At 53.2% G+C, this 11849-nt stretch carries 12 protein-coding genes; 5 read left to right on the forward strand and 7 right to left on the reverse strand.

What is annotated here, in order from left to right:
* Window positions 1–7: 7 nt before the first annotated feature.
* Window positions 8–1903: an XrtA/PEP-CTERM system amidotransferase gene (locus tag BS29_RS08100; RefSeq protein WP_229956680.1), complete on the forward strand. Its 1896-nt coding sequence runs from the start codon at window positions 8–10 to the stop codon at window positions 1901–1903.
* Here BS29_RS08100 and truA read toward each other — a convergent pair.
* Genes truA through BS29_RS08115 form a run of 3 tightly spaced genes read right to left on the reverse strand, consistent with a single transcriptional unit; the run spans window position 1889 to window position 3818 of the window.
* The gene (truA, locus tag BS29_RS08105) at window positions 1889–2656 is read right to left on the reverse strand and encodes a tRNA pseudouridine(38-40) synthase TruA (protein WP_229956681.1); all 768 of its coding nucleotides are present in this window, start codon (window positions 2654–2656) and stop codon (window positions 1889–1891) included. The two genes, BS29_RS08100 and truA, sit on opposite strands and share 15 nt — an antisense overlap.
* Window positions 2653–3558 carry a methionyl-tRNA formyltransferase gene (gene fmt / locus BS29_RS08110; RefSeq protein WP_229956831.1) on the reverse strand — a complete coding sequence of 302 codons (906 nt, stop codon included), beginning with the start codon at window positions 3556–3558 and terminating at the stop codon, window positions 2653–2655. The genes truA and fmt overlap by 4 nt, the downstream gene beginning before the upstream one ends.
* A gap of 20 nt (window positions 3559–3578) precedes the next feature.
* Window positions 3579–3818 carry a hypothetical protein gene (locus tag BS29_RS08115; protein ID WP_229956682.1) on the reverse strand — a complete coding sequence of 80 codons (240 nt, stop codon included), beginning with the start codon at window positions 3816–3818 and terminating at the stop codon, window positions 3579–3581.
* 85 nt (window positions 3819–3903) lie between these two features.
* Here BS29_RS08115 and recR point away from each other — a divergent pair, with 85 nt between their 5' ends.
* The 4 genes from recR to BS29_RS08135 all read left to right on the forward strand — a co-directional run bounded on the left by recR (window position 3904) and on the right by BS29_RS08135 (window position 9870).
* Window positions 3904–4506: a recombination mediator RecR gene (gene recR / locus BS29_RS08120; RefSeq protein ID WP_229956683.1), complete on the forward strand. Its 603-nt coding sequence runs from the start codon at window positions 3904–3906 to the stop codon at window positions 4504–4506.
* 269 nt (window positions 4507–4775) lie between these two features.
* On the forward strand, window positions 4776–7694 hold the full coding sequence (locus tag BS29_RS08125; protein ID WP_229956684.1) for a TonB-dependent receptor plug domain-containing protein: 2919 nt from the start codon (window positions 4776–4778) through the stop codon (window positions 7692–7694).
* A 115-nt stretch (window positions 7695–7809) separates the two neighbouring features.
* Window positions 7810–8373, forward strand: coding sequence for a peptide deformylase (def, locus tag BS29_RS08130; protein ID WP_229956685.1), 564 nt, complete (start codon window positions 7810–7812; stop codon window positions 8371–8373).
* 105 nt (window positions 8374–8478) lie between these two features.
* Window positions 8479–9870, forward strand: coding sequence for a DNA recombination protein RmuC (locus tag BS29_RS08135; RefSeq protein ID WP_229956686.1), 1392 nt, complete (start codon window positions 8479–8481; stop codon window positions 9868–9870).
* Window positions 9871–9880: 10 nt separating this feature from the next.
* Here BS29_RS08135 and BS29_RS08140 read toward each other — a convergent pair whose 3' ends face one another.
* The 4 genes from BS29_RS08140 to BS29_RS08155 are packed head-to-tail and all read right to left on the reverse strand — an operon-like array spanning window position 9881 to window position 11846.
* Complete coding sequence (locus tag BS29_RS08140; protein ID WP_229956687.1) at window positions 9881–10291, reverse strand: hypothetical protein; 411 nt, start codon at window positions 10289–10291, stop codon at window positions 9881–9883.
* Between the two features lie 57 nt (window positions 10292–10348).
* A complete protein-coding gene (locus tag BS29_RS08145; RefSeq protein WP_407673767.1) occupies window positions 10349–11161 on the reverse strand; it encodes a TrmH family RNA methyltransferase in 813 nt (270 codons plus the stop codon).
* A 5-nt stretch (window positions 11162–11166) separates the two neighbouring features.
* Window positions 11167–11445 (reverse strand): HPr family phosphocarrier protein, encoded by a 279-nt coding sequence (locus BS29_RS08150; RefSeq protein WP_229956688.1) that lies wholly within the window; start codon window positions 11443–11445, stop codon window positions 11167–11169.
* Entirely contained in the window at window positions 11442–11846 is a 405-nt protein-coding gene (locus tag BS29_RS08155) for a PTS sugar transporter subunit IIA (protein ID WP_229956689.1), read from the reverse strand. The genes BS29_RS08150 and BS29_RS08155 overlap by 4 nt, the downstream gene beginning before the upstream one ends.
* Window positions 11847–11849 lie beyond the last annotated feature (3 nt).

The raw sequence follows: 11849 nt of genomic DNA on the forward strand, positions 1-11849 counted from the left end.
GCACTATATGTGCGGAATTGCGGGAATATTTCATCTGGAGACAGCCAAACCGGTTGATCCTGGTCGTCTGCGCAAAATGACGGATAGTCTCGTGCATCGTGGGCCCGACGGTTCCGGGATATGGACTGCACCAGGTGTTGGACTGGGGCATCGCCGCCTCTCGATCATCGATCTGGAGGGCGGAGCGCAACCCATGCTGACGTCCGATGAAGCACAGGTGATCAGCTATAACGGTGAAATCTATAATTTCCAGGACGTCCGGGTGGAACTGGAATCGCTTGGCCATAAGTTTGCAACCAGCAGCGATACCGAGGTCATTCTCTATGCCTGGCGCCAATGGGGTGTCGATTGCCTGAAGCGACTCAATGGCATGTTTGCCATCTCGATATTTGACCAGCGAACCAAGCAGCTTTTTTTGGCGCGAGACCGACTTGGCGTAAAGCCGCTTTTCTATGCACCGGTATCGGATGGCAGCATATTGTTCGGTTCTGAACTGAAAGCTCTTCTTGCCAATCCGCTGTTGCGGCGGGAACCGGAAATGCGTGCAGTCGATGACTTTCTTGCGTTTGGATATGTGCCGGATCACAGATCACTCCTGAAGGGCGTAAAGAAGCTGCCTGCTGGCCATTACGTGCTGCTCGAACAAGGCAAGCCGGAGCCGCCACCGATCCAATATTGGGATATGGATTTCAGCCAGCGCCGCAACGCCTCGGCGGCGGACCTTGAAGAAGAGTTGGTTGCGTTGATGAAGGATGCCGTTGGTTCTCGCATGATTTCCGATGTGCCGCTGGGCGCTTTTCTGTCCGGCGGTGTCGACAGCAGTGCCGTCGTGGCATTGATGTCGGAGAAGAGCCGGCAACCGATCAAGACCTGTTCCATTGGCTTTGATCAGGCAGCCCTCGACGAAACCAGCTATGCCGAACGCGTAGCAGAGCGTTTCCGGACCGATCATCGTTCGCGGACGGTTGCGGCAGATGATTTTGATTTGATCGACAGGCTCGCCGACCATTTTGATGAACCCTTTGCCGATGGCTCTGCTTTGCCGACCTATCGTGTGGCCGAACTGGCTCGAGAAAAAGTAACGGTTGCACTTTCTGGCGATGGCGCGGATGAAGCGCTGGCTGGCTATCGCCGTCACGTGTTTCATCATGCCGAGGAGCGGGTGAGGGGGCTTTTGCCGCAATCATTTCGCGGCCCTGCATTGGGCTGGCTCGGAAAGATTTATCCCAAGGCGGATTGGGCGCCGCGACCATTGCGTGCCAAGTCAACCTTGTTGTCTCTCGCGCGTTCTGGACCGGAAGGCTATTCTGAAGCCGTTGGGGTGACAACGCCAACAGGAAGGCACGCGTTCTATTCCGACGCCATGTTGAAGCAATTGGGCGACTATCGGGGCGAGACATTTATGATCAACCTGATGGAGCAAGCCCCGGCGCGCAATGGACTGGATCAGGCGCAATATGCCGATATGAAAATGTGGTTGCCGGGCGGGATCCTGACCAAAGTTGATCGGACCAGCATGGCGGTCAGCCTCGAAGCACGCGAACCCTTGCTGGATTACAAGCTGATGGAATTTGCCGCGAAGCTCCCGACGAACCTGCGGGTACGCCGCGGAACTGGCAAATATCTGCTGAAAAAGTCGATGGAACGCTATTTGCCGCAAGATATCCTCTATCGCCCGAAAATGGGTTTCGTCACGCCGATAGCAGCATGGTTTCGGGGACCACTGGCCGATGAGGCGCGGAAAATTTCCAGTGCCGGTGGACTGGCCCGTATGGGCTGGTTTGATCAGCAGGCTCTGAGCAAAGTGGCCGACGATCACATTGCTGGAACGTCGGATAATAGCCGATTGCTTTGGCAATTGCTGATGTTGGACAAGTCTCTCCAACGTCTATTCGGCGTCTGATTTTTCCTCGGACTTCGGGTAAATGGCATCGACAAAATAGAGGCCATCTGGCGGGGCGTTGAACCCCAGCGCGTCACGATCCTTGGCTTCCAACGCTTTGCGTAAATCATCACGCGTCCACTTGCCATCACCGACCAGTTTCAGGCAGCCGACCATCGAACGCACCTGATGATGCAGGAAAGATCGCGCGGCGACCTCCACCTCAATCTCTTCGCCAAAGCGGGTGACCGAGATGCTGTCCAAGGTCTTGATCGGGCTTTGCGCCTGACACTGGGTTGAACGAAAAGTCGTGAAGTCATGTTGCCCAACCAATAGCTGCGCGGCGTCATGCATCAAACCGGCATCCAATGGCCTGGCGACTTGCCAGCTTTGCCCCTTGTCCAATGTCAGCGGTGCACGGCGGTTGGTGATCTTGTAAACGTAGCGCCGACCTATGCAGTTGAAGCGCGCATGCCAGTCATCATCGACAACATCACAAGCGAGAACCGCTACGGGATGCGGTCGCAGGCCAGCGTTAAGCCCCTCCATCAGCCGGAATGGTGTCAATCTGGTCTCCAGGTCAAAATGCGCCCGCATTCCAAGAGCATGTACACCGGCATCTGTACGACCAGCGGCAAAGACACGGACATCTTGCTGGGTGATTTTTTTAATAGCATTTTCAACGGCTTGCTGGACACTGGGGCCATGGTCTTGATGTTGCCAACCCATGAAAGGGCGGCCATCATATTCAAGTGTGATCGCGAAACGGGTCATTGAAGCGATGTACCTACAGGTATCTTTGTTCCGTTTAAGAAAGCTTGTAACGGCATTGCCGGTTTACCCGCTTTCTGGATCAAAATGGGTTTGATGGCTTGATCAGCACAGCCGATTGTCATTTGATCGTCGATCACTGTGCCCGCCGGACCTGACTCAGCAACGATTTCGGCGGAATGAATGCGATAGCGTTCGCCCTCATGTACAAAGAACGCCCCCGGTACCGGATTAAACGCCCGGACTTGATTCAGCACGTCTGCGGCGGGTTGATTGAAGTTCACATGGGCTTCTTCCTTGGTGATCTTCTTGGCATAGGTTGCGAGCGCGTCATGCTGAACCTCCGGCAGATAGTCGTTCGGAGAAGCCAGATATTGCACCATGAGATCGGCGCCTGTTTGCGCCAGCTCTTCGGTGAGGGCACCCGCAGTCTTTTCTGCAACTGGGGTGCTGGATTTTAGCAGCATCGGTCCGGTGTCGAGACCGGCTTCCATTTGCATGATGGTGATGCCTGTCTCGGAATCGCCTGCTAATATCGCGCGTTGTACCGGAGCCGCACCGCGCCAGCGTGGCAACAAAGATCCGTGGATATTCAGGCACCCCATTTTGGGCGCATCCAATATGGCCTGCGGCAGGATTAGGCCATAGGCCGCTACGACCGCCGCATTCAGATCAAGAGCGTCAAATTCCGCCTGAGCCTCTTCGCTCTTCAAGGAAACCGGTACACGGACTTCCAGTCTCAATTCCTCAGCGACTTGCTGGACAGGGGAGGGCGTTAGCTTCTTTCCTCGCCCGGCCCGGCGTGGAGGTTGTGAATAGACGGCAACGATATCATGTCCTGCGGCATGAAGTGCGCGCAGGGCTGGCACAGCAAAATCTGGTGTGCCCATGAATGCGAGCCTCAGTTTTGTGGGTGTCTCAAGCGTCATGGTCGCACCTGCTTTAACATGGGATCTACTGCAAAGTTCACACACATCACACAGGCTTTTTCATATAATGTTTGGCCAAAGTTCACACGATTTACAGCGCTGTTTTGCATGTGTTTTGAGCCCCGGCGGATTTCAAAGTTCACACAATTCTCACCCATCTCGCCCGGTTTGGGAAATAGGGAGAAATTGAATCCTAACGCCTTGAATGTCGCGAATTTAATGGGTTTGTGAGTCATGCTGTCTCCCTAACCAAACTCGCTCGTGTAGGACAGCATGATTTTATATTGGCAGCACGTGCATCATGGCCCTAAAGGTCAAATCATGGCATCGCAGGAAATCGAAAATCTGGTTCAGGCACTGTCCAAACTTCCCGGCTTGGGGCCGCGGTCGGCCCGGCGCGCAGTGCTGCATCTGCTCAAACGCCCCGAAACGACAATGAAGCCGATATTGGCCGCGATGGAAAAGGTCGATGCGAACCTGGTTACCTGCAATATTTGCGGCAATGTTGATACGCAGGACCCTTGCCAGATTTGCAATGATCCCCGGCGCGACCCCAAAGCACTTTGTGTGGTGGAGGAAGTATCCGACCTATGGGCGCTGGACAAATCTCGCCTGTTTCCCGGAAAATTCCATGTTCTGGGTGGACGTCTATCGGCACTGGATGGTGTACGGCCCGAAGACATTGCCATCGACAAGCTGATCACGCGGGTTGAGCAAGGCGGAATTGATGAGGTTGTCCTGGCCATGAACGCGACACTGGAAGGGCAGACAACGGCTCATTATATCGCCGAGCGGCTTGAAAATTATCCGCTGCGTCTCAGCCAGTTATCCCACGGCATACCGGTGGGCGGCGAGCTTGATTATCTCGATGAAGGCACATTGGCCCAGGCGCTGCGTTCGCGCAGGCCAGTCAGCGGCACCTGATACAAACGACTCCGGTTTTTTAAGTCTTGTTTCGCAATGAAAAACACAAAACTGGTCTGATATATTTGTAACAATTCAGGCCGTCCGAAGCCGTGAAAGCTGTGTGCGACCTTCTTGTGACCTGCATGTTTTGGGGCTTTTATGCCAATAATTAAACGCCTGATTAAACCCTCTTGACGTAGCGGCAATATTGAGAGCACATTGTAAAACATAATAATAAAATGTCGGTCCTCCCCAAAATATAAAAAGACTGACAAACAGGAGAGAGCATGATGAGGAAACCCGTTTTACGCAACAAGTGCGCCTTCGGAGCACTGACCTTTGCATTGGCAATGATGTCTGGTCTGGCCCAGGCACAAGATATTCAAGATGCACAGGATGGCGCCGATGATGACAATATCATCGTTGTGACGGGGTCCTATATTCGTGGCACACCCGAAGATGCTGCGGTTCCGGTTGATGTTTATACCAGCGCCGATCTGGCGCAAAACGGGGTATCTTCACCACTCGAGTTTATCAAGGATCTGCCAGAAGTCGGCAGCGTTCTGGGCGATTCCAACCAGTTTTCGGCCAATGCGCAGGCCAACCAGGGCTTTGGTTCGGTCAATCTTAGGAACCTTGGCCCAACCCGGACGCTGGTGTTATTCAATGGTCGGCGGACGCTGACTGCTCCGGGCGCTGTAGGCGGCGGATTTGGCGATACCAACTCCATCCCGCTTTTTGCGCTCGAGCGTGTCGAAATACTGAAAGACGGCGCTGCAGCAACTTATGGTTCCGATGCCATTGCTGGCGTTGCCAACTTCATCACCAAATCTGGCTTTGAAGGCGTTGAACTTCAAGGCGACTATGACTTCATCAAAGGATCAGACAACAATTACACAGCATCAATTCTGGTCGGTCAGAATTTCGGTGATCTGAATATTATGGCTGGTTTCGGCTGGCAGCACCGTTCGGAATTGCCGTCTACTGAACGTTCCTATGGTTTCCAGCCATATGCCATCAATCCGTCTGCTTGGTCTGCATTGGCGACGCCAGGATTCTTCATTGTCCCGGGCGTTGGCCCCAGACCGGATGTCGGCTGCGCTGAAACCGGTGGTACGCCCGATGGCATCTGCCGCTTCAGTTTCATTCCGTTTGATAATCTTGTAGAAGAAGAAGATCGCTATCAAGGCTATGTCCAAGCGGATATTGACTTGACCGATACGTTCCGTTTCCACGGCGAATTTACCTATGCGCAAACCGATCTGGATCGCATCGGAACCTCGCCTGGTTACCCACCGCTGCAAGGGCCAGGTGGTGCACGCCTCGGCGGTGGATTCACAATTGACCCAAATAACCCGGGGGCGCAGGTATTTGCTGATCAAATCGGTCTGACCACTCCTATTGCGGGACCAATTGGCGTGTTCCTGTGGCGGCCCTTCGGTAATCTGGGCAATCCAACAGACCCGGGTCGCGGTTCAGGACGTCAAACCGCGAATAACAAGGCTTTCCGGATATCGGGGACGCTGGAGAAAGACTTTTCAGATACCTTCCGTGGCCAATTATCAATGACCTGGGCCAATTATGAGCGCCGCCGCAGTTCACCCGGCGTCGTCGGTTCCCGTCTGCAAGATGCGCTTAACGGTCTGGGCGGCGCAGATTGTGATCCAGCAACTGGAACTCCGGGCGTTGGAGGATGTCAGTGGTTCAATCCTTTCATCAACGCGGGACCTGGTAATCCGTCACTTGGATTGACGAACCCGTTTTACGTACCCGGTAACGAAAATTCGACAGACCTGATCGAATTCTTGCAAATCACCAACGGGGTGGAAGAGACCGAAGACACATTTGTTGTAGATCTGATTTTCTCTGGCGAGCTTGGTATCGACCTTGGTGGCGGCAATATTGGCTGGGCTGCCGGTGCACAATATCGCAAGCTTGATTTTCTCTCGCGTCCACTGACTCCAGAATCGAACCTTGATTTGAACCCTTGTGTGATCTTGGGTGATCAAAGCTGTATTGGCGGTGCGTTGGATGGTGCGGGTTCGTTCATCTTCCTCGGCGGTTCTCGGCCAGAACGACTGGATCAGGACGTTAAGGCTATTTTTGTAGAAGCCGCCATTCCGTTGACCGACACACTGGAGATTACGGCCGCTGCTCGTTTTGAGGATTATGGTGGATCCATTGGTTCTACCTTCAATCCAAAGGGTGCCGTGCGTTGGGAGCCGACTGACTGGTTGGTGCTAAGAGGCTCTGTCGGGACAACCTTCCGTGGTCCGTTGGCGGCACAGGTTTCCAACAATGCCAATACTTCGCTTGCGGCCATTAGCGCTGCCAATGGTAACTTCAAAGCGGTCGATATTGCCGGTAACCCAACTGACCTTGGACCGGAAACAGCATTCAGTTACAATGTCGGTGCTGTTGTCGATTTTGGCGGGTTTAACTTCTCCGTCGACTATTGGAGTTTTGACTTTGAGGACGAGATCACCACAACTGACGCGCAGGCAATTGCCAACAATGTCGTGCCAGTGGCTGGCGGTTTGGCCGATTGTTCCAACCCGTTCGCATCCCTGATTACCTTTGACGGTGGCGCTTGTGTTCAGGGTACGACAAACGGTACGAACATCTCCCGTATTTTGACACAGTGGGTTAACGGTCCGAAGACAAAGACATCAGGCCTGGATTTCGCTGCAAGCTATACGACTGATATAGGTCCTGGGGTTTATTCAATCGGCGTCAATGCTAGCCATATCCTGACCTATAAGGTGGGTGACTTTAATTTGAATGGCACTCTTTTGAGAGAAGGCTTCAACGCTGTCGGCCTAGCAAATCTAGACCGTTTGCCTGGTACCATCGCGCCATGGCGGGCCAATGCCTTTATCAACTATAATGTTGCTGGCCTCAACCTGCGTTATGGCGCAACCTATATCGCGCCGGTTCGCGATGAGCGCTGCGATGGCCTAGAATTCTGTGCAACGACCAACTTTGGTGGCACGAATTTTGGCCGGAAAATCCAGAATTATACGCAGCATGACTTCCATGCCGCCTATGATCTGCCGATCAGTTCCTTTGATGCGCAGCTGCAATTCTCGATTGAAAACTTCACTAATGAGGAAGCATCGGCCGCTCGGGTGCCGTTAGGTTATAACCCGTTTGTTGGTAATCCACTGGGCCGAGTTTTCCGTCTGGGAGCGAAAATCGGATTTTAAATAGTTAGAATTTAAGTGGAGAAGGGCACGCCATGACCGGCGAGCCCTTTTTCATTTGTTTGGGATTAACGCGGCGCTGCTTGACGAATCTGCGCAAAATACCTAAATTTCGGTCATGGCTATATTACCGATCCTTGAAGTTCCCGACCCGCGTCTGAAAACTGTTTCAGAGCCAGTGACGGTGTTTGATGATGAGCTGAAAACGCTGATCGCCGATATGTTTGAAACCATGTATGACGCGCCTGGCATAGGTCTTGCGGCCATTCAGGTTGGGGTTCCCAAACGCATTTTGGTGATCGATTTGCAGGAACCAGCGCCGCATGATCACGATCATGAACATGGCGAGCATTGCGATCACGAACATGAAGTGGTCCGCGATCCGAAAGTGTTCATAAATCCTGAAATTCTCAACCCTTCAGAAGATTTGAACGTCTATAGCGAAGGCTGCCTGTCGGTGCCTGAGCAATATGCGGATGTCGAACGCCCGGCAACTATCACTGCGCGTTGGCAGGACGAAACGGGCAAGCAATATGAAGAAGAGATGGATGGCCTGCTCGCCACCTGTCTGCAGCATGAGATGGATCATCTCGAAGGTATCCTGTTCATCGACCATCTTTCTCGCCTGAAACGGCAGATGGTGCTGAAGAAACTGGCCAAGCATCGCAAGGAAGCGGCTTAAGCCTTAAACGCTTTGCGGCCTGTTCCACCTAACAGCCAAAGGGCTATTGCATGTGAGGCAATGGCAGTCTAAGTTCTCCTTTCGTTCCATCTGAAAGGATCTGTTTTGGACGCTATTGTTGCTCTCCTCATTGCCATCGTAACCTTGCTCATCGGCCTGGCTACAGGCTGGTTTGTCGGCGGGCGGGCTGCAGCTGCGGCAACCAAAGCGGCGGAAGAAACGACGGCTTCGCTGCGCGGGATGCTCGACGGGGTTCAGGAAGAACGGGACGCGGCGCGAGCAGAGCGTGACACGATCCGGGAAGACCGCGACCAGGCCCGGCAGTTGCTTGCTTCATTGGAAGCAGATGCCCGCAATCACGAGAAGCAATTGCAGCAATTGGTCGAGGCCAAGGAATCCCTTTCCGCACAATTTTCAGAAGTCGGGGCAAAGATGCTCGAAACGGCACAGCGGCAATTTCTCGAACGGGCAGATCAGCGATTTGATCAAGCGAATGAGAAAGGCGGAGAGAAAATTGCGAAACTGCTTCAGCCGGTGCATCAACGGCTCGCGACCTATGAAGAATCGATCAAGAAGATTGAGAAAGAACGCACCGAATCCTACGCCGGAATTACAGCGACGATTGAGCAGGTACGGCAGGGGCAGGACAGGGTGCAACAGGAAGCAGCGCGGCTCGTCAACAGCCTGCGCAACGCCCCCAAATCGCGGGGGCGTTGGGGCGAACAACAGCTTAAAAATGTGCTCGAAACTTGCGGCTTGTCCGAACATACTGACTTTGTCACAGAGCACAGCATCGATACGGATGAAGGGCGCTTACGTCCGGATGCGGTGATCAGCGTTCCGGGTGGCCGGAAGCTGGTGATCGACGCCAAAGTTTCTCTCAACGACTATCAGGATGCCTTTGAAGCCGAAGATGACGATGCGCGCAGCTTCGCGATGGCTCGGCATTGCAGTTCCATGAAGACCCATATCGATGGCTTGTCCAAAAAAGCCTATTGGGATCAGTTTGAGGAAGCGCCAGATTATGTGATCATGTTCGTCCCAGGCGAACATTTCCTGTCTGCTGCTCTTGAGCATGAACCAACGCTTTGGGATCATGCTTTCGAGAAAAAGGTTTTGCTCGCAACACCAACCAATCTAGTGGCCATCGCGCGCACGGTTGCGGGGGTATGGCGGCAAGAAAAAATGGCTGCAGAAGCCAAGCAAATCGGTCAGTTGGGCAAAGAAATGTATGATCGGCTTGCCGTCGCTGGTGAGCATCTAAAACGCATGGGATCCGGTCTGGGCAGTGCAGTGGGTAATTATAATAAATTTGTCGGCAGTTTCGAACGCAACGTCATGGCAACAGGACGCAAATTTGCTGAGCTCAACGTCGAAACGGGCAAGAAGGAACTGGAGCCCGTTGCCGAGGTTGAGGCATTGCCGCGCTATTCAGGCGAGGTCGAAGCTTCGCTGATAGAAGATGATCGCGTGGTAAAGGACGAAGCGGCCGAATAGTGGCCTTGATCTAGGTGGCCTCTGGATCCGACAATATCTCGCCACCACAGCCATTGTGATGACCGCTTCCGCTAACCGAAACTTTTACGGTATCTGCATATACGCGATCACTCATCCCATCGTTGCACTCTTCGCCAGATGTGATGGTCACGGTGATATTATCTTTGTCGGTAAAGCCTTTGATATTCCAACCGGTTGCGGTCTTTTCCATTCGCTGAACCGCAAGACTGAAATCATTATTGCCTTCCTGTGACGTATGGATGATCTGGTCATCCTTTATTTCCACTGTCCAGCCTGGCTCTGTACCAAGGGCCTGATAGGCGGTCAGTTTTTCTTGTTCCGCAGGTTCGTTCTTTGCTTCCTCACCACATGCGACCAGCAAAACTGGCAAAAATGGTGCAGTTAACAGTGCTTTTCTCATATATCTGTCTCCCCCAGGAAACAGAATAACATATTGGCGAAATTTGCCAATCGGCAATTAAGAACGCCGCTGGTTGAGCACCTCATAGGCCATCACGGCGCTTGCAACCGCGGCGTTAAGGCTATCTGCTTTCCCCATCATCGGCATCTTTACCAGGACATCACAGGCAGTTTCATAATCATGGGGCAGGCCTTGCGCTTCATTTCCGATCAGCAGAAAAGTGGGGGCGTCGTAGCGAACGGCTTGATAATCCTTATCCGTGTTCAAACTGGTTCCAACCAATTGCCCGTTTCCGGAACGCCGCCAATCGAGAAACTCTTGCCAAGGTGCTTGTGCGATTTGCTGTGTAAAGACGGCCCCCATGCTGGCGCGAACGGCTTCAACGGAAAAGGGATCAACGCAATCATCAATTAATATAAGCCCGCCAGCGCCAACTGCATCGCCGGTTCGCAATATCGTGCCCAAATTGCCGGGATCACGCAGGGCCTGCGCGACCAGCCAAATATCTGACGCGCTGCGATCGAGGTCGGGTAGGGGGGTAGGGTGATCCTCATATATGCCGATAATCGATTGCGGATTGGATTTGCCCGATAGCTTGGCGATAATTGCCTCGCTGGTTTCGATCACTTCGCCGCCCGCAGCAAAGGTCGCCGCTTCGATTTTCTGCGCGAGCGGATGAAGCTCCGTTCCTTCGACAACCACGAGTAATTTCGGCGTTTTTCCCGCATCGAGCGCCTCGGTCAGAATCCGCAGACCTTCAGCGAGAAAATGGCCTTCCCGTTTGCGATGCTTTTTCTCTCGCAAGCTCTTGAGTCGTTTTATTGTCGGATTGGAAAAACCGGTTATCTGACGGCGTTCAGGCAAAGACACGGATATCAATCCTCGCCAAAGCCGTCGACGACCAATCCGGCAAGTTTCTCCAAAGCTGTTTCAGCCTGATCACCTTCAACAATAATCTCGACGCTATCACCTTTGGCGGCACCCAGCATCATTAATCCCATGATCGAGGTGCCGGTTACTTCGGTTCCATCCTTGCCAACTTTAACCGAAAGTCCTTCGGGCAATTTGCTGACATAGGTAACAAATTTCGCGCTGGCCCTGGCGTGGAGCCCGCGATTGTTGGTGATGGCGACAGTCTTGCGATGCTCGCTCACGCATCGCTTCCCAAAATTTCGGAGGCGACGCTGATATATTTCTGTCCTGCCTCTTTGGCCGCGGCGACGGCATCGCTCACGTCCATGCATTTGCGTGCGCCATCAAGGCGGATCAGCATGGGCAAGTTCACGCCGGCTATGACCTCAACCTTGCCCTTGTCCATGAGTGAAATGGCAAGATTGGAGGGGGTTCCGCCAAATAAATCGGTGAGAATGATGACCCCTTTGCCGCCATCTACTTTTTCGATCGAGTCAGCAATTTCCTGGCGCCGGTGTTCCATGTCATCATGGGGGCCGATGCAAACCGACATAATTGCCTTTTGCGGTCCAACAACATGTTCCATCGCCGTAACAAACTCAACCGCCAGACTACCGTGGGTAACAAGAACCAAACCGATCATTGC

The sequence above is a fragment of the Parasphingorhabdus litoris DSM 22379 genome, assembly GCF_020906275.1.
GTDB classification, from domain to species: domain Bacteria; phylum Pseudomonadota; class Alphaproteobacteria; order Sphingomonadales; family Sphingomonadaceae; genus Parasphingorhabdus; species Parasphingorhabdus litoris.